17 protein-coding genes and 1 other annotated feature are annotated in these 18,393 nt (G+C 38.1%); of the genes, 3 read left to right on the forward strand and 14 right to left on the reverse strand.

Annotation, left to right across the window (positions count from 1 at the left end; translation table 11 throughout):
- The first annotated feature begins 79 nt into the window (after window positions 1–79).
- Window positions 80–290: a binding site (T-box leader), on the forward strand.
- Window positions 291–342: 52 nt separating this feature from the next.
- Together BN6559_RS04670 and BN6559_RS04675 are read left to right on the forward strand one after the other, a co-directional pair.
- Window positions 343–822, forward strand: coding sequence for an Lrp/AsnC family transcriptional regulator (locus BN6559_RS04670; protein WP_110953657.1), 480 nt, complete (start codon window positions 343–345; stop codon window positions 820–822).
- The gene (locus BN6559_RS04675; protein WP_110953658.1) at window positions 819–1,991 is read left to right on the forward strand and encodes an aminotransferase class I/II-fold pyridoxal phosphate-dependent enzyme; all 1,173 of its coding nucleotides are present in this window, start codon (window positions 819–821) and stop codon (window positions 1,989–1,991) included. Before BN6559_RS04670 ends, BN6559_RS04675 begins: the two co-directional genes overlap by 4 nt.
- A gap of 57 nt (window positions 1,992–2,048) precedes the next feature.
- On the opposite strand, the gene BN6559_RS04680 is transcribed toward BN6559_RS04675, so the two are convergent.
- The 6 genes from BN6559_RS04680 to BN6559_RS04705 all read right to left on the reverse strand — a co-directional run bounded on the left by BN6559_RS04680 (window position 2,049) and on the right by BN6559_RS04705 (window position 7,968).
- Window positions 2,049–2,507 (reverse strand): chemotaxis protein CheX, encoded by a 459-nt coding sequence (locus tag BN6559_RS04680; RefSeq protein WP_110953659.1) that lies wholly within the window; start codon window positions 2,505–2,507, stop codon window positions 2,049–2,051.
- A gap of 2 nt (window positions 2,508–2,509) precedes the next feature.
- A complete protein-coding gene (locus tag BN6559_RS04685; protein ID WP_110953660.1) occupies window positions 2,510–3,376 on the reverse strand; it encodes a response regulator in 867 nt (288 codons plus the stop codon).
- Window positions 3,377–3,585: 209 nt separating this feature from the next.
- Window positions 3,586–3,945 carry a P-II family nitrogen regulator gene (locus BN6559_RS04690; RefSeq protein WP_110953661.1) on the reverse strand — a complete coding sequence of 120 codons (360 nt, stop codon included), beginning with the start codon at window positions 3,943–3,945 and terminating at the stop codon, window positions 3,586–3,588.
- 150 nt (window positions 3,946–4,095) lie between these two features.
- Window positions 4,096–5,457, reverse strand: a complete 1,362-nt coding sequence (locus BN6559_RS04695; RefSeq protein ID WP_110953662.1) for an ammonium transporter — start codon at window positions 5,455–5,457, stop codon at window positions 4,096–4,098.
- A 260-nt stretch (window positions 5,458–5,717) separates the two neighbouring features.
- The gene (locus BN6559_RS04700) at window positions 5,718–6,365 is read right to left on the reverse strand and encodes a trimeric intracellular cation channel family protein (protein ID WP_110953663.1); all 648 of its coding nucleotides are present in this window, start codon (window positions 6,363–6,365) and stop codon (window positions 5,718–5,720) included.
- Window positions 6,366–6,585: 220 nt separating this feature from the next.
- Entirely contained in the window at window positions 6,586–7,968 is a 1,383-nt protein-coding gene (locus BN6559_RS04705; RefSeq protein WP_110953664.1) for an NAD(P)/FAD-dependent oxidoreductase, read from the reverse strand.
- Window positions 7,969–8,144: 176 nt separating this feature from the next.
- Here BN6559_RS04705 and putP point away from each other — a divergent pair, with 176 nt between their 5' ends.
- Window positions 8,145–9,626 (forward strand): sodium/proline symporter PutP, encoded by a 1,482-nt coding sequence (gene putP, locus BN6559_RS04710; RefSeq protein WP_110953665.1) that lies wholly within the window; start codon window positions 8,145–8,147, stop codon window positions 9,624–9,626.
- A 421-nt stretch (window positions 9,627–10,047) separates the two neighbouring features.
- Here putP and BN6559_RS04715 read toward each other — a convergent pair whose 3' ends face one another.
- From BN6559_RS04715 to BN6559_RS04750, 8 genes are all read right to left on the reverse strand, one after another.
- A complete protein-coding gene (locus tag BN6559_RS04715) occupies window positions 10,048–11,334 on the reverse strand; it encodes an ArsB/NhaD family transporter (RefSeq protein WP_110956270.1) in 1,287 nt (428 codons plus the stop codon).
- 179 nt (window positions 11,335–11,513) lie between these two features.
- Entirely contained in the window at window positions 11,514–11,828 is a 315-nt protein-coding gene (locus BN6559_RS04720; protein WP_110953666.1) for a hypothetical protein, read from the reverse strand.
- A 78-nt stretch (window positions 11,829–11,906) separates the two neighbouring features.
- Window positions 11,907–13,586 carry a glutamine--tRNA ligase/YqeY domain fusion protein gene (locus tag BN6559_RS04725; protein WP_110953667.1) on the reverse strand — a complete coding sequence of 560 codons (1,680 nt, stop codon included), beginning with the start codon at window positions 13,584–13,586 and terminating at the stop codon, window positions 11,907–11,909.
- Window positions 13,587–13,720: 134 nt separating this feature from the next.
- On the reverse strand, window positions 13,721–14,485 hold the full coding sequence (locus BN6559_RS04730; protein ID WP_110953668.1) for an HD domain-containing protein: 765 nt from the start codon (window positions 14,483–14,485) through the stop codon (window positions 13,721–13,723).
- A 349-nt stretch (window positions 14,486–14,834) separates the two neighbouring features.
- The gene (locus tag BN6559_RS04735) at window positions 14,835–15,560 is read right to left on the reverse strand and encodes a tRNA threonylcarbamoyladenosine dehydratase (protein WP_110953669.1); all 726 of its coding nucleotides are present in this window, start codon (window positions 15,558–15,560) and stop codon (window positions 14,835–14,837) included.
- Between the two features lie 579 nt (window positions 15,561–16,139).
- Window positions 16,140–16,616: a YbaK/EbsC family protein gene (locus BN6559_RS04740; RefSeq protein WP_110953670.1), complete on the reverse strand. Its 477-nt coding sequence runs from the start codon at window positions 16,614–16,616 to the stop codon at window positions 16,140–16,142.
- 16 nt (window positions 16,617–16,632) lie between these two features.
- Window positions 16,633–17,808: a metallophosphoesterase gene (locus tag BN6559_RS04745; RefSeq protein ID WP_199883742.1), complete on the reverse strand. Its 1,176-nt coding sequence runs from the start codon at window positions 17,806–17,808 to the stop codon at window positions 16,633–16,635.
- 197 nt (window positions 17,809–18,005) lie between these two features.
- Window positions 18,006–18,245, reverse strand: a complete 240-nt coding sequence (locus tag BN6559_RS04750) for a hypothetical protein (RefSeq protein ID WP_110953672.1) — start codon at window positions 18,243–18,245, stop codon at window positions 18,006–18,008.
- Between the last annotated feature and the right edge of the window lie 148 nt (window positions 18,246–18,393).

An 18,393-nucleotide genomic window follows, 5' to 3' on the forward strand; every position in this document is an offset into this window, starting at 1 on the left:
CAGACCGCCAAAGAATATTTTGAAAATTGTTATTGCATTCTCCTTTTGGCCTATGTTATTATTTTATACAAATATATCAATATAAGCAATGACTGGATAAGTATAAAAATAAATTCTTTACAGAGAGCCGATGGTGCTGTGAATCGGTAAGAATATTTTTAGAAAGCTGCCCATGAGCTGTGAGCCGAACCTTCTTGAAGTAGGCTTTACCGTAGAATCGGCGTTAACGATAGCTAAGTGAGCTTTATGCTAACTAAGGTGGTACCGCGGGAACAGTTCTCGTCCTTATTTCAAGGATGGAGAACTTTTTTTATTGTAAAAAAATTTTAGGAGTGGATTAGGATGAGAGAGTTACTCGAATTATTAGAACATGATGCAAAAAGACCGGTCGAAGAACTCGCCGCCATGTTGCATAAATCAGAGTATGAAATAGAAGAACAAATCAAAAAGCTCGAAAAAGATAAAGTCATCTTAAGTTATAACACCTTGATTAATTGGGAAAAATTTGGTGATGACACCGTTACAGCTACAATCGAAGTAAAAGTTACCCCGCAGCGAGAAGTAGGCTTTGATGCAATCGCCGAACGGATCTATCGCTTTGATGAGGTCCGTTCCGTCTATCTCATGTCAGGTGGTTTTGATCTCCTCGTCATGATTGAAGGAAAATCCTTAAAAGACGTTTCTAACTTTGTAGCAACACGTCTTGCTACAATTGAAGGCGTGATCAGTACGCGCAGCAACTTTATGTTGAAACCCTATAAAAAAGACGGGGTTATTATCGACGATCAAGAAAAAGACCGTAGATTGGTGGTGTCGCCATGAATTGGGCATCTCGTATCTCGCCTTCTGTAAATGCAATTGCTCCTTCTGGTATTCGCCGTTTTTTTGATATTGCTGCTGAAATGGATGATGTGGTATCCCTAGGCGTCGGTGAACCAGATTTTATAACACCTTGGCATATTCGTGAAAGCTGCGTATATGGATTAGAACAAGGTTATACAGCCTATACTTCAAATCACGGACTTTTAGAACTTCGCGAAGAAATCGTAAATTTATTAAAAAGGGATCATGATGTAACCTACTGCCCTCAAAATGAAGTTCTCATCACTGTCGGTGTGAGTGAAGCACTGGATCTGGCTTTGCGTGCAGTAGTATCTCCAGGAGATGAAGTATTGATTCCTGAGCCTTGCTACGTATCTTACAAAGCTTGTGTTACACTTGCTGGGGGCATAGCTGTGGGCGTACCAACCACAATCGAAAATGAATTTCGTATTACCGCCGAGGAGTTAGAAAAATATCTTACGCCTAAAACCAAAGTATTACTCATTGGCTATCCAAACAACCCAACCGGCGCAATTATGAGCAAAGATAACCTAGCGCAAATTGCTGATTTCGCCGAAAAACACGATTTAATCGTTATATCGGATGAAATTTATTCTAATCTCACCTATGGTGGGGCAAAGCATACTTGTTTCTCTGCCTTGCCTCGTATGCGTGAACGAACCATTTTATTAAACGGCTTTTCAAAATCTTATGCCATGACAGGCTGGCGTATTGGTTATGCTCTGGCAAATCCAACCTTCATTGCTGCGATGACAAAGATTCATCAATATACCATGCTTTGTGCACCAATCACAGCACAAATCGGTGCTGTAGAAGCACTCCGGCATGGAGAAAAGCATATGAAGAAAATGGTCACTGAATATGATCATCGTCGTCATCTTATTTTAGACGGCATACGTAATATGGGATTAGAGTGTTTTGAACCGAAAGGTGCTTTTTATATTTTTCCTTCTATAAAAAACACCGAACTTACTTCGGAAGAATTTGCTGAAAAATTACTTCGCTCTGAGCGAGTTGCTTTAGTTCCAGGAACAGCCTTTGGTGCATGTGGTGAAGGATTTATCCGTTGTTCTTATGCCACTTCAGTAGATAAAATCTCAGAAGCTTTATCCAGAATCGAAAATTTTGTAAAGAAGCATAAAAAATAGCTGCAATATCCACGCAAAATACCGTTATAAAACGATCTTGTTTTATAACGGTATTTTTTATTTTAGTGCAATATTGATTTCTACGGCATGTCCATCTACTACCATTTCAATTACAAGATATTGCCCATCACTAATTTTCACTGTAAATCCATCACCGATTGTCAAGCTAGGTGTCGAAATATCAGCCTCAATTCCCAGAGTAGTTAAATTGGTCGCAGCATTTGCTGTTAGCATATTAGACAGTTCAGAAATCGCGCTTTGTGCCATTTCATCGAACGAAGCCACCGGCATACCGCACATCATCGTCGAAGCGATAAAACGTGCAGTTTCATCAGACATATTATATGCCACATTCCCTCGTATCTCTTTTGTTATACCAACTAAAACGGTAACGCCTAAACTGTCAGCCGCCTTATCCTTTACTGCAACTTTACCTCTGACAATATTCTGAAACCCCATTTGCGGCATTACTGTAGTCATTGCATCAATAAATGGGTTAACTAATTTTGCGTCCAATGTTACTCCCCTCCAGCGAATCCAATATTCATTTTTAAATCTCCAAAACTCGTACTTGCCAGCACATTAAAAGCAATAAGTTTTGGATTGACCATACTAAGCTTTTCCCCAATGATAATGCCTGGAGGTGTAATCCTTAATTCTTTATCCTTAAAAGCATCATTAATCATTGACACGCTATGCCCTGCAATAATATTCGCAGTCTCTTCTATGCAAGCGCTCGCTTCGTCTTCCGTAATCTCATCATCATCCCCTTTGGCAAGGATAATTCTTGCCAAACTATGCATCGTTTTTAAATCCGTATGTAAAATAATTCGACCTACCGGCATTCCAGTAAGACCAATCAAAATTCCAATTCCATTGATTTCTATCTTCTCTTCTTTTGCAATTTCGGCTGTAATCTTACAATGCACGCCTGCCAAACTAAATAAATTTTTTTGTATGACCTTCACAAAAGCTTGCACATAAGATTCTTCTAGTCGTTTGACCGTAATCTCATCGTTTGACTGGCAAACCATAATTAAGGTGTCAATCAGATCATTCGGCGACAAGGGTTTTTGTAAGAATGAACGAATGCCAATTGCACGGCCTTGTATCATTAAACTCGTATCTTTCATCGCACTAATCATAATGATTTTTGCTTGTGGATTTATCGTTAAAATTCTTTTACTGCACTCAAGTCCATCAGCATCCGGCAAATTCATATCCATTGTAACTACATCCGGTTGCAATTCTTGATATTTTTCTACAGCTGTTTCGCAATTCATTGCATAACCACAAATTTCGAAATTTGTTTTCGACATGATTCCATCTAGCATCATATGACTCATTTTAGAATCGTCAACAACCAATACACGAACTTTTTTCACATACATCACCTTCTTGTATAATCAGACTCAAATACTTTGTTGTATTTATATATTTATACAAATGTGACAAAAGTCCTGCAAACGTCACTTAAATAATAACATATATTACCTCATATTTTTTATAAAATAACAAACCCAGTATGCAGCATTTCAGCTGTATACTGGGTTTAAAAATCATCAAAGTATCTTTTAGGGGAAGATATTCTTGCTCATTTTTGGTCAATAATTGCGATATCGCCTGATTCGCCCGTACGGATTCGTATGGCATTTTCAACATCATAGACAAATATTTTTCCATCACCGATTTTTCCTGTTTTTAATACTTTTTGTGCCACATCCAAAACCTTTTCAACAGGAACTTCACACACGACAGTTTCGACTTTTACTTTGGGCACTAAATTAATCGTATACTCCTGACCTCTGTACACTTCCTTATGTCCCTTTTGTAACCCACAGCCATAAACTTGGCTTACAGTCATTCCCGCGACACCAATTGCATTTAATGCCTCTTTTAATTCCTCGAGTTTCCCCGGTCTCGTTATAATATCAATCTTCGTTAGCTTTCTCATCATACAACCTCTCTTTATATTCTAAATTTAATCGAGCTTATATTGAGCAGTCCGCCAAACCCAAATTTATCGTTTTTTATCCTGCCAATCGTCTTACAAATCAAAAACTTTATGCACATCCTATTCTAGACTTTGCCGTCTACTAGAAAGTTACATTTTTACGTCTTGACCTCCAATGACTGGATGGCCAGCAATAATTGTTTGTCCGTATGCACTTTCACCATGCCCGCTAAGATCCGTACCAGCGATTTCATCAGCTTCATCCACTCTAATTTGCATAAAACAGCCAATGAGTTTTACGAGGATGAAAGTACCGACAATCGCAAAAATCCATGCAGCTACTACCGAAATCAATTGAATTACAACCAAATCAGGATTGCCGTAAAAAAGGCCATCCGCACCAGCTTCATTTACAGAAGTAGTTGCCCAAAGTCCAGTTGCAATCGCACCCCATGTACCACCAATGCCATGTACGCCAAAGGCATCCAAAGAATCATCGTAACCAAGTTTTGCTTTTAGAACCGCAACAGAAAAATAGCATACTACACCACCGACAAGACCAATCAAAACCGCCGGTAATGTCGTTACAAATCCAGCTGCAGGCGTAATCGCAACTAACCCGGCAATACAGCCGCTTGCTGCACCAAATAAGGTAGGTTTTCCATTATAGATCCACTCAGCAAAAACCCAAGATATCGTTGCAGCCGCAGCAGCAGCTTGCGTAACAACAAAGGCACTTGCAGCTAAACCATTGGCACCAAGTGCACTCCCAGCATTAAAACCAAACCAGCCAAACCACAGTAATGTCGCGCCAAGAACAATCATTGGTATGTTATGCGGTACAATCGGTGATTTTCCATAACCACGTCTCTTGCCAATCATTAAACAAAATACTAGCCCAGAAACACCAGATAAGATATGAATGACAAGACCGCCTGCAAAATCAAGTGCACCTAGTTTTGCTAACCAGCCACCGCCCCAAACCCAATGCGCCATTGGATTATAAATGAAAACTGCCCATAACAAAATAAAAACTAAAAATGCCGGAAATTTAACTCTTTCAGCAAAAGCACCCGTAATCAATGCCGGTGTAATCACTGCGAACATACATTGAAAAGCCACAAAAGCAAATTCAGGAATCGTGCCATTCTCTAAAACCGTAGCTACGCCAATTCCAGCCAGCCCAACTTTATCAAAATTACCAATCAAGCCTGAAACATCACCACTAAATGTTAAAGAATAACCAAATAATACCCATTCAACAGAAATAAGTGCAACAATAAAAAAGCTTTGCATAATCGTGGATAAAACATTTTTACTTCGTACCATGCCGCCATAGAAAAACCCAAGACCCGGCGTCATAATAAATACCAATGCCGCACTAATTAGTACCCAAGCAGTATCTCCTGCATCAATTTTCGCAGCAGCTTCTGCATCTGCAGCAAAAGCCACAGGAGCCATCATGCACACGAGCATAACCGAGGTTAAAATTGTAGACCATAACTTTTTCATCTTAATACCCTCTTTCCCCTCATAATTTAAACAAAATGAAATAAAAAAAATAAACGTCTGAGTTTAAGTAATCTATGTATACACACATCGTATTACCTAAAATCTCAAGACGTCATTGTCTCTTCAAACAAGATTCGAAAATAGAAAAAGCCTCCGCAATAAAATCTGCGGAGGCTTCATTGCCTCAAAACTATCTTGTTGATGTTCCTAATTATATACAGGATGTTAAGTTCTGTCAAGTTGCATACATGTATACATGATTACCTATTTTTGATAAAACATTCTGCCTTTTTTCTCTCTATTTGTGACCCGATGGATTGAATAATCGGCAGATGAATATTGTATTTCATCGCAATCAAGCGTGATAGTGTCGTTACGATAAAGGCAACATACATCGCCAGCTGCAACGAAACATGCGGATAAATATAATAAAAGCATACAGAACCTACCAAAGACGCAACAGCATAGATTTCCTTACAGAACACTCCGGGAATTTCCTGTATGAAAATATCCCTGATTACGCCGCCACCGACACCGGTAACCACTGCAAAAAAAGTAACAGACAACAAGTTGTTCAGCCCAAAATCAATCGCCATATTTGCGCCCGCCACAGTAAAAGCCCCTAAACCAATAGCATCACATACTTGAATCGTAAAATTAAATTTATCAATGGATCGGTGTATTGCCATCACAAAGACCGCGGACATAATACTGATTATTACGAACTCATAAGCTCTAACCGCGATCGGTGGCGTATTGCCTATCATAATATCTCGCATCAGGCCACCGCCCATAGCCGTTGTCACTGCTAAAATAAACACACCAAAAATATCAAGTTTTTTTTGTATTGCTGTTAATGCGCCAGCCATTGCAAAAGCAATTGTTCCAATAATATCAAAAACAAACATAATGAAAAATCAAAATCCTTACTTCTATAAATTGTTTTCAGCCGTATAAAGATCGCACAGATCGACTTCGATCTAGAAAAGATTTCAAATAACCTCTTTATTTCCTCTTTATCGCCTTATCATGTATTGTAACATAACAATAAACATCTCACAATTTATTTATCCCAAACTAACTCAAATCATAGAGTCTGCATTGCACAACGATTAAAACGTCCTCTATTTATTGCTTCACACGTTCCAAAATCGTTCTTGCCACATATACACCACTTGCACCCGCTTGTGATAAACCGCGTGTCACGCCAGCACCATCCCCAATTGCGAAAAAGTTTGCAATTTTCGTCTCTAATTTTTTATTAAGTTCCAATCTAGCACTATAAAATTTAACTTCTACACCATACAATAATGTGTCATCATTTGCCGTTCCCGGCGCAATCTTATCTAAAATATAAATCATTTCTATAATATTATCCAAATGACGTTTCGGCAGTACTAAACTAAGATCGCCAGGCGTTGCTTTTAAGGTAGGCTTTGTAAAACTTTTTGCTAAGCGCTGTTCATTCGTACGCCGCCCCTTAATTAAGTCACCAAATCGTTGTACCAATACCCCTCCACCAAGCATATTAGAAAAAGAAGCAATGCGCTTTCCATATTGATGCGGTTCATTGAAAGGCTCAGTAAATTTGTTACTGACTAGTAACGCAAAATTTGTATTCTTGCTATGCATCCTTTCATCGCGGAAACTATGTCCGTTCACTGTAACAATGCCATCCGTATTCTCTGCTACAACATACCCTTTTGGATTCATACAAAACGTTCGCACTAAATTTCCATATTGTTTGGTTCGATAGACCAGCTTTGCTTCATATACTTCATCCGTTATATGTTCAAATACAATCGCCGGCAATTCTACTCTTACACCAACATCAACCTGATTATTCAGAAGCTGCAACCCTAATGTTTTACATTGCTCCGTAAACCATTCTGAACCAGCTCTGCCGGGTGCAGCGATTAAATACGCTGCCTCTATAGACTGCCCATTATCAAGCTCTAGGGTAAAACCATTTGTCTTCGGCTTTATATTTTCTACAGTCGTCTCAAACAGCAGCGTAACTTTTTCTCTCAACACTTCATAGATTGCCTGCAGCATTTTCAGATTATTTTCTGTACCGAGATGACGCACCTTCGCATCCAACAAATGTAAGCCGCAAGCAATCGCCTTCTTTCCCAGCGAGCTGTTGCTTGTACTGAACATTTCTTTCGGCGCACCATAAGACAGGTTAATTTCATCCACATATGCAATCAATTCTAAAATCTCATCGTCAGATAAATATTCATTCAGCCAACCGCCAAATTGTGCCGTAAAATTATATTTACCATCCGAAAAAGCACCGGCCCCGCCAAAACCACGCATGATGCTGCATGGCTTGCAGTTGATACAATGTTCCACCTTTTTATCAGTAATTGGGCAATGGCGCTGATAAATATCTTTACCAGTTTCAATGATTGCTACTTTTAGTGTAGGTTTTTTCAACATAAGTTCATACGCAGCAAAAATTCCTGCTGGGCCACTTCCTATGATTGCTATATCAAAATTATCATGCATCTTTGCAGCACTCCTCTCGACACTATGCCATACACAATTTTATTATAACGTATACTCTTCCTATTATCTACCAGCGGACAATAACATAAACGAGTTTATATACGGTTATTGATTGCATTCCGCATACATTTATATGTATAATATGAACTATCTTTATAAATTGGAGGAAGTATTTTATGTTAACCGAGAATTTTTATATTATATTGGCCATTGTTCTTTATCTAGCGCTTATGATGGCTATCGGCATTTATTTTTATAGACGTACAAAGAAAATGTCAGATTACATATTAGGCGATCGTCAGCTTGGAGCCTGGATAACCTCTCTAAGTGCCGAAGCCTCTGATATGAGTGGCTGGATGCTTATGGGATTGCCGGGTTATGCTTATGTTGCCGGACTTGGTGCTGGATGGATCGCACTTGGATTGGCAATAGGAACTTATGCAAATTGGAGGTTCATCGCGACGAGATTTCGCAGATATACGGAAATTGCCAATAATTCTTTAACAATGCCCGACTATTTTCAAAATCGTTTTCACGATACATCAAATTATTTAAGAATCATTTCCGCTGTATTCATTCTGATCTTTTTCATCATCTATACTTCTTCTGGCTTTGTAGCCGGAGGAAAACTATTTCATACAGTCTTTGGTATACCTTACGAATACGCTTTGATTTTTGGAGCTTTTGTCGTTGTATTTTATACGTTTATCGGTGGATTCCTCGCTGTGTGCTGGACTGATTTTATTCAAGGTATTATGATGTTCTTCGCCATTGTTGCAGTTCCCCTATTAGGTGCCTATGCCTTTGGAGGTATCACACCTACCTTCACTGCGCTCTATATGATAGATCCCGAATATTTTAATCCCTTTACAAAACAAGACGGCAGTATTTTCAGTGCAATAGAAATTATTTCTTTATTAGCATGGGGACTTGGTTACTTCGGACAACCACATATCTTAGTCCGTTTTATGGCCAGCAAATCCTCCCGCGAAATTAAACAAGCAACACGTATTGCGATGACTTGGGTTATTATATCCTTAGCAGCAGCAGTTCTCGTCGGTATGGTTGGCAAAGTTTTTTTAAGTACCGAACTCACTGGTTCTGATGTCGAAACTGTATTTATGTTAATGACAGATCAATTATTCTCACCATTTTTCTATGGACTCATTATCTCTGCTGTTCTTGCTGCTATTATGAGTACCGCTTCTTCGCAGCTGCTGGTAGCCGCATCTGCTTTTTCCCAAGACTTTTACAAAGCAATCTTTCATAAAAATGCATCTGACAAAGAATTGGTTTGGACGAGCCGCATATCGGTTCTCGTAATTTCTATCATCGCTATTATCATTGGTTTAAACCCTAATAGCTTAATTCTAGATATGGTTGCATACGCCTGGGCAGGTTTTGGCGCCTCCTTCGGCCCCGCGATTTTGCTTTCACTTTACTGGCGCCGCACAACACGCAATGGCATCCTAGCCGGTATTATTGTGGGCGGTGTTACCGTACTTATCTGGAAGCAATTTTCCTGGTTTGGTCTGTATGAAATCGTACCCGGCTTTCTTTTATCTTTATTATCTATTTACTTTGTAAGCAAATACGATACCCCACCCGATCAAAAAACACTCGACGTTTTTGATTCTGTAGACAAGAGTACTATATAAATGAGAGGGGGCCGCATTTTTAATGCGGCCCCCTCAGCGTGTAAACAAACTATGGACAGATAGGCAGCGGGTCGATGATAAGCACTCATCTGCGTCGTTACAGTAAGGTGCTGCGCGTCGACGTACGGAAGTACGACACCTTCACAACCCCTTATTACTGTGCCTAGCATTTGAGCACCTCTCACCAACCGGCAACCTATCTTCGTTCTAGTTTATAATTGAAACGAATTTCGTTATTTTCTAAGTTATCTACATAAATATATTATTTGTCTATAGTCCGAGCTGTCGCACTAAAATGCGACAGCTTTTGTTTTTATTCCCATATTCTACAGTAAAATACGTTCATGCCAAAAGGACATCCTCGTTTAATTGTACATTCAGTTTTACAAAAAAGTTCTTAATATAGCAACCCCATATCGATTTATAGATATCGAATGTAAATATAGATACTCGATAAAACAATGGATAAGAGCATCAATGGAAAACAGATCATCATATAACGAATGAACGAAAGATGATAGCCTCTCTGTTCTGCCATTCCGGCAACAATAATATTCGCACTTGCACCAATTAAAGTCCCATTTCCCCCAAGACAGGCACCTAAAGATAGTGCCCACCATAAAGGCTCTAAATTATCAAATCCTAATACGCTCATTTCACGAATCATAGGAATCATCGTTGCAACAAAAGGTATATTATCAATAAACGCGGAAGCAATTGCGCTCATCCACAAAATCAACATCGCTGTAAACGTCACATTTCCCTGTGTTAACTGCATCATTCCAGCGGCAATTTGCCCAACCACACCAGTTTCCACCAATGCGCCAACTAAAATAAATAATCCAATAAAGAAAAATATCGCCAACCATTCTACCTTACAGAACACTTTTGTGAGCATTGCTTCATCACGTGCAATCGTAATCGCCATCAAAAAACTTGCACCGGTTAATGCTGCCGTTGCAGTCTCAATATGTAATAAACTATGCACCAAAAACAACATCATAGTCAACGCTAAAACTGCTAAACATTTTTTCAACAGCGGCATATTTACAATTTGATTTTCTTCTCGCATTGCCATAATTTTTTCTTTCAGCTCATCCGTTGTATGTAAACTTTGACGATACACAATTCTTAAGATTGCCAATGTTACAAACTCAATCACAATGCAAATCAAAGTAAGATTTGATAAAAATGTCATGAAATCAAGCTCAGGTACCGCGCTGCCAATCATAATATTCGGTGGATCACCAATCAAAGTTGCAGTACCGCCAATATTTGCTGAAAGGATCTGCGCGATGAGGAATGGTTTCGGAGAAACTTTCAATTGCGAAGTAATACTAAACGTTACCGGCACTGTCAGCAAAACAGTCGTAACATTATCCAAAAAAGCCGAACAAATCGCTGTAAGTAGACTCAGTGCTACTAAAACCTTAAACGGCTCTCCCTTTACTTTTTTCGCTGACCAAATTGCTAGATAATTGAATATCCCCGTTTCACTCGTAATATTGACAATAATCATCATGCCAATTAATAATCCAATTGTATTAAAATCAATATAACGAAGTGCAGCTTCTTGATTTAAGACGTCCAACAAAAGAATCAAAACGGCACCTGTCAACGCGACCACTGTGCGATGAATTGTCTCTGACACAATCAGTGTATAAGCAGCGATGAAAATAACCACTGCCAATATTGCATTACTCTCCACAACATTCACTTCTTCCAAACAATAAAATTTCTTCTCTATACCCTCAAAACGAATTTTCTTTCTGCAGAAAAACGTATCATCTATGGCACACCCACGTAAAAACAATAAAATGCTTCCATATAAAACATGGCTAACCATATCAAAGCACTTATGCTAGATCCGTTAGCCATAGAATCATACTATTTATTTTTTTTCTTGCTTGCAACCGCTGAAAGTACAATCTTCTTTCCTTCGCGTGTTACTTTCAGATCATACTCAACTAAACCTTCTTTAAATAAATCCAGCTTTAAGTCCAATAAAGCCTTCCCTATTTTTTCTTGAAGTTCCTTTGTCAAAAAAGCTGTTGATAAATCTTCTTTTTCTTTTTTCTTATGTATTGCTGGTTTATCTTCTATCTGAGTGTCGGCTTCCAGAAAAGTATGCTCAAATGTTTTTTCTTCTTTAAATCCAACAAACATTTCTTTATCACTTAAATTTTTTGGTATCTTTGCCATACGCTTCCCCTCTCTCCCTCAAAAATTCATGGGAAAGTTTCTGCCGGCAGAAACTTACGCTTCTCGAAAAATTTATATTTAACTTTTATTTGCTTTGGCCCAAGAATCACGCAGTCCAACAATTCGATTAAAGACCAATTTCTCTTTTGTAGAATCCTTATCTACACAAAAATATCCCTGACGTAAGAACTGATAACGTGTACCTGGAGCTGCCCACGCGATACTTGGCTCCACCATACAATTTGCAATCACTTCCAAGGAGTTTTTATTAATTGTACGCATGAAATCAGCAGTATCCGTTTCTTCATCTTCATTTAGCAATAAATAATCATATAAACGTACTTCCGCTTTTATGGAATGTTTCGCCGAAACCCAATGAAGTGTTCCCTTTACCTTGCGTCCACTGTTTCCCTTGCTGCCGCTTTTTGTATCCGCATCATACTTGCAGTGAAGTTCTATGATATTTCCATTTTCATCTTTGATAACTTCTTCACATTGAATAATATATGCATTTTTCAGCCGAACTTCTCCACCTGGTTTTAAACGGAAAAATTTCTTCGGCGCTTCTTCCATAAAATCTTCTTGCTCGATATAAATTTCACGACCAAACGGCATATAACGTTTTGCTGTAGAATGCGGATGATTTTCAGCAATCACATACTCTACCTGATCTTCAGGGTAATTTGTGATGATAACCTTTAACGGATGTAAAACTGCCATAACACGGTCTGCACGATCATTTAAATCTTCACGGATACAATGTTCAAGCATTGCAACATCCACTAAACTATTACTCTTTGCCACACCAATCCGTTCACAAAAATCACGAATTGATTCTGCTGTGTAACCACGCCGACGAAGACCAGAAATGGTTGGCATACGAGGATCGTCCCATCCGGATACCACACCTTCTTCTACAAGCATTCTTAATTTTCTTTTACTCATTACACTATTTGTTAGATTCAATCTCGCAAATTCAATTTGCTTTGGTCTTGTATTCTGATCAAAACCAAGTGCTTCTAAGGTCCAGTCATAAAGAGGACGATGATCCTCAAACTCTAATGTACAAATCGAATGCGTAATGCCTTCAATTGCATCTGAAATTGGATGTGCATAATCATACATCGGATAAATACACCATGCATCCCCTGTACGATGATGTATTGTATGAGAAATACGATAAATGACAGGATCACGCATGTTCATATTAGGCGAAGACATATCGATCTTTGCTCTGAGCACACGTTCACCATCTTTAAACTCACCATTTTTCATCCGCATGAATAAATCAAGATTTTCCTCTACACTACGGTTACGATATGGACTTTCTTTGCCAGGTTCGGTTAAAGTCCCACGATATTCACGCATCTCAGTTGCTGTTAAATCACATACATAAGCTTTTCCAGCCTTGATTAACTCAATTGTAGCATCAAATATTTTCGGGAAATAATTCGATGCATAGAACATCCTGTCTCCCCAATCAAAACCTAACCATTTGACATCTTCCTGGATGGAGTCCACATACTCTACGTCTTCCTTAGTAGGATTTGTATCATCAAACCGTAGATTGCAAAGTCCCTGATTATGCATCGCTAGTCCAAAGTTTAAGCAAATTGATTTTGCATGACCAATATGTAAATAGCCATTTGGTTCCGGCGGAAAACGGGTATGAATACCTTCACTATATTTTCCATTCTTTAAGTCTTCATCAATAATGTTTTGTACAAAATTTGAAGTTATTGCAGTACTCTCTGACATAAAACTTACCCCTTTATGATTTATCTATTCACTTCAAAAGTAATCCTAAGTTATAAAATATTCCAATATGTAATTAAATATACAAATAGTTTATATTCGTCTTTTTATTACATATTCCTTCTTTATACTAGATTTTAGCCTAAAAAGTGTTGCTCTGATAAGCTGATTCTTGTTTTTATATACGTATTTAAGTTCTCAATCCCCTTTTTTGTTATCTCATTTTCAGGTAAACACTTTATAATATTCTCAATATGTTTACGCGCAAGCAATTGGCGAATTGTCCAAGCAAAATACATATTATATACCCAAAGTAATCTTACCAATTTACGATCATCCTGCGTTTTGATATCAGAATAATCACATTGTATTCCTTCTAAAAAACTTTTCATAAATTTATCACTATATCCGCTTCCGTCAGAAGGAATCAAAGTTGGTTCAAGAACGCGATAAATATCTAATTTATCCGCATCACGAATTATTTTAGCAAAAAGATAAGCACGTTCATTCTCTGTATTCTGTATTTCAATCGCGTTATGATTTGCAATCGCGAACTCAAATATTTCACGATCCTCCGAACTCAACTGACGCAGTAAAGTTAAATTCTTAATTTCTTTCAATCCAAGTAACGCATGATTCTCTGACAATCGATCATTAAAAGTCTGATAAATACTATATTGTTTAAATCTTCCGATATCATGAAACAAACCTATGATCATTGCTAAGATTTCATCATGTGTACTCAACTTCAGCACTTTGGCAAGCGATTTGCAATTTTGAATTACATAGTTCGTATGTTCTTGCTTTAGTATAATATTTGCTTGAATATTTTCTTCTGATGTATAAAATGACTGAATATAAGACTCTGTCCAAACAAGCATGTCCTGAAACAAATCTTTCAATACTTACACCTCCCACCATATACTCACCACAGGGATTTTAGCAATGTGAATATAAGGGGCTTTCACACTAAAATAAAGTAACTTTTCTTTTCGTACCTGGTCTTTTCCGGAAAGCTACGTTCCGAAGGATGAAAAATAATCGGCTTACGTTAAGAAATCCGTTTGTTTGAGCGAAGCGAGTTAAGGATTTTAGTAAACCGGTTATTTTTCAAGTAGCTTGGAGGTTTAAGGCCTAGCTTTTTGGTTCTTTTGGGCAATGCCAAAAGAACATCTATTCGCTTATTCTTCCATTAAGATTTTTATAAGTACAAATCTAGATGCAACAGCGCCCGTTACGAGCGTTGTATGCCTATTTCTTTAAACGATCAAATACGATATCTTTAATGACTTCTCCGGCAATAATTAAACCTACAACAGATGGCACGAAGGCGATACTTCCCGGACAATCGGCCTGTACCATTTCACCTTGCTCATTTTTCATCATTGGAACCAATGGTTGTTCTTTAGAATAAACGACTTTTAACGTATCAATGCCACGTTTTTTTAATTCACGGCGCATGACTTTTGCCAAAGGACAAACCGATGTTTTCTTTATATCAGCAACTTGAAACCTGGTTGGATCTAATTTATTGCCTGCACCCATGCTGCTGATCAACGGAATTTTGCGTTCCGTTGTCTGCACCGCCAAATCAATTTTTGCGGTTACATTATCAATTGCATCCACAACATAATCTAAATCATCTTTCAAAAAATCATCTGCCATACCTGGTAAGTAAAACTCTTGCCGTACCTCGATCTTAATATCAGGTGCAATCGCAAGCACACGCTCGCGCATAACTTCTACTTTCGATTGACCGACAGTCAAAGTTGTCGCAGGAAGCTGCCGATTCACATTACTGATAGAAATATCATCTTTATCAACAAGCACTAAATGCCCCGCCCCAGAACGAGCCAATGCCTCTACAACAAAACTGCCAACCCCTCCGACTCCAAACACCATGACTTTACTGTTTTTAAGTTTTGTAATCCCTTCATTGCCTAATAATAATTCTGTTCTTGTTAATCTATGTTCCATTTCTTATCACCTACATTATTAAAATTACTGTATTCTTTGTCATTGTATCATAAATGTCAGCGCCAGCAAATTTCTCTCCAGCCCAATTGCCCGTTTTTTCTATAAAGTTCCCATGTGCGTTATGATTACATAGTATAATAATAGCTTCAAATCTTTATACACAAAAAAGAAGGTGAAAAATTTGGAACCTTATGAAAATCCCGAACTCATTGACTGGGATGAAACAATACCCCCGAACAGTCGAGCTTTTGGCTTTTTACCCATTTTTGCACTTGGCTCATTATCAAGCGCCACTCTGCTAAGCGTGAGCGGTGGAAATTTCAATTGTAAACCTCGCTGGCGAGATTACTATACTTGTTCACCCAGATATATCTGTTATCCAAGGCCTTACTAATTAGCATGGCCCTCCAGAATACTTGAAAAAAGACCAACTTACTAAAATCCTAAACGTGCTTCGCTCAAACAAACGGATTTCTTAACGTAAGTTGATCTTTTTTCATCTTTCGGAACGCATCTTGCCAGAAAGTCCGGAGAACGAAAACAAAAGTTCCCGAATTTTTTAGCTGACAATCCGTATTTTTATAAGATTATTTTACAAACATCAATCCATGCATTACTTTTTGCATAAATAAAAAGTTCATCGCAAGTTAACTCAATTGCACTATTACTGCTGCCACAGGCAGGGAATATTGTGTCAAAACGCTGCAAAGAAACATCTGTATATACTTTTGTACTCGGATGTTCAATTGCAAATGGACAGACCCCGCCAATCGCATGTCCCGTTAGCTCAATTACTTTATCAGCGTCTAACATCTTTGCTTTAATGCCAAACTGTTGCTTAAATTTAGCATTATCGATTTTCATATCACCAGCAGTTGCTATCAAAATACAGCCGCCGTTTCCATCATGAAAAGAAATTGTTTTCGCGATTCTTGCTGGAATTACACCGGCTGCTTCTGCAGCCAACAAAACGGTCGCACTGGATTGTTCAAATTCTATAACTCTATGCCCCGCATCCCATTGCTTCAAATAGTTTTTTACTTTTTCTACTGACATTGCTTCATTCTTCCCTCTATTTTGTTTTTAATGTAAATATAGCTACTTCAGCCGGACATCCTATCCGGAACGGAAACCAACTGCCTGCTCCGGTGCTGACATACCCATACTGCTGCTCTGTTTTATACATTCCACGCATGTATTTATATCGTACAGGCAATAACGACTGACCCAAAATTGCAATCTGCCCCCCATGCGTATGTCCGGTTAAAGTAAGATCAATCCCCTGCTCGTAAGCAGCATCAATACACCCGGGATGATGGCTCAACAAAACCTTTGTTGCATCAGCCGGTACGGCTTCCATTGCCTGTTCTGTCATATCCTTGCATTTCTGAATTTGTGCTTGTCCTTCATCCGCCCACGGGTAATCTACCCCAAGAAGATAAAGTGGACGCTTCGCCTCGACTAATACTTCACTACGATTTCTCAATATCGTAACTTTACTCGCATTTAATGCTTGTTCAATTTTCGCGAAATTTCTAAAATACTCATGATTTCCCCATGAAAAATAAATGCCCTTCTGGAATGCCGGTGCATATTCATTCAAGACGTCGACGGTCTGTTCTATCACTCCAACTTCATCAATCAAATCACCCGTAATAACAAGTACATCTGGGTTTTCTGCCTTAAGCCGGTCTAAAATCAATCTAAATTTACGAACAGAAAAAAACATACCAATATGGGCATCGCTGATTTGTGCAATTTTAAAATTTTCTAAAGATGGATCCAAATTTTGCAAAAGAATATCGTGTTTTAATACTTCTACCTGTCTACTTCCATAAAGTGCTCCATAGGAACTCATGCCTACAGAAGCCAGCGGTAATGAAACCGCAATGCCTTTAATCAATCTACGTCTTGTCATATCTACCTCCACGGTTTGATCACTAAAAAATTTGGAAATAGCTTTCTTTACGATATAACAAACTGGCAGCAACAACAGTACAAAAATTTGCGACATAAACCAAATCACAGTTACCTCTACAAATATGCCCGAAAACGAGTACATATCAAATCTGCCGCGGCCAAAAACAAGACCAATAAAAGCAATAAAATTCAAACACCAATAGATCTTTTTAAGTTTTACTTCGCGATAGAATGGAAATACTCGCATTGCTAATGTAATAGACAAATAAGAAATCAACATCATAACTAGCATAATACTAAATAAAAAATAAATTGACGGACCTTTCACAGTGACCTCCAGCATTATAACATTATTTTTATTATGTTCAAAATAAAAAAAAACATCAAAGAATTACATATTTTATTATATAGCAACTTAAACAATCTATCATCAAAAATTTCAAAAAAAGAGAATCGACCAAAGTCGATTCTAGATTGTGAACTATAATTTTAGTGTATTTTTTAATGTTACGTACTTGTTTTAGATTAAACTTCACCACGTAGATGAGCCAGTTCAGCTTGTTTCTCACAATAATACCATCTAACCGAATTACCGATAGCACAACGGACTGCATCTAGCTTGCCTTGCTGGGCAAGTTTCTTTAACCTACATGCATCAAAACCACTGACTGATAAATAACTTGCGGAAATGAAACCTCCCCTTTTCAAAAGACTGCGATAGCTGCTGCTATCCTTACGGTCCATTTCAATGTTTTTTATTGCCATAAAAGCTCCCCCCATCAATCTATGTGAGATAAATTTACAGCTCAACTGTGATGACACCTACATTATAATACATTATTGTAAATTTGTACACTATTTTTTTACTTTTCCTAGTTCCTGCTTAGCTTCATATACTGATGCTTTGATACTG

This window comes from Massilibacillus massiliensis, from assembly GCF_900086705.1.
GTDB lineage: Bacteria > Bacillota > Negativicutes > FLKF01 > FLKF01 > Massilibacillus > Massilibacillus massiliensis.

Coding starts and splice junctions, on each gene's coding strand:
- BN6559_RS04670 (WP_110953657.1), top strand. CDS start 343: ATGAGAGAGTTACTCGAATTATTAGAACATGATGCAAAAAGACCGGTC.
- BN6559_RS04675 (WP_110953658.1), top strand. CDS start 819: ATGAATTGGGCATCTCGTATCTCGCCTTCTGTAAATGCAATTGCTCCT.
- BN6559_RS04690 (WP_110953661.1), bottom strand. CDS start 3,945: ATGAGAAAGCTAACGAAGATTGATATTATAACGAGACCGGGGAAACTC.
- BN6559_RS04695 (WP_110953662.1), bottom strand. CDS start 5,457: ATGAAAAAGTTATGGTCTACAATTTTAACCTCGGTTATGCTCGTGTGC.
- BN6559_RS04700 (WP_110953663.1), bottom strand. CDS start 6,365: ATGTTTGTTTTTGATATTATTGGAACAATTGCTTTTGCAATGGCTGGC.
- BN6559_RS04705 (WP_110953664.1), bottom strand. CDS start 7,968: ATGCATGATAATTTTGATATAGCAATCATAGGAAGTGGCCCAGCAGGA.
- putP (WP_110953665.1), top strand. CDS start 8,145: ATGTTAACCGAGAATTTTTATATTATATTGGCCATTGTTCTTTATCTA.
- BN6559_RS04720 (WP_110953666.1), bottom strand. CDS start 11,828: ATGGCAAAGATACCAAAAAATTTAAGTGATAAAGAAATGTTTGTTGGA.
- BN6559_RS04725 (WP_110953667.1), bottom strand. CDS start 13,586: ATGTCAGAGAGTACTGCAATAACTTCAAATTTTGTACAAAACATTATT.
- BN6559_RS04735 (WP_110953669.1), bottom strand. CDS start 15,560: ATGGAACATAGATTAACAAGAACAGAATTATTATTAGGCAATGAAGGG.
- BN6559_RS04740 (WP_110953670.1), bottom strand. CDS start 16,616: ATGTCAGTAGAAAAAGTAAAAAACTATTTGAAGCAATGGGATGCGGGG.
- BN6559_RS04750 (WP_110953672.1), bottom strand. CDS start 18,245: ATGGCAATAAAAAACATTGAAATGGACCGTAAGGATAGCAGCAGCTAT.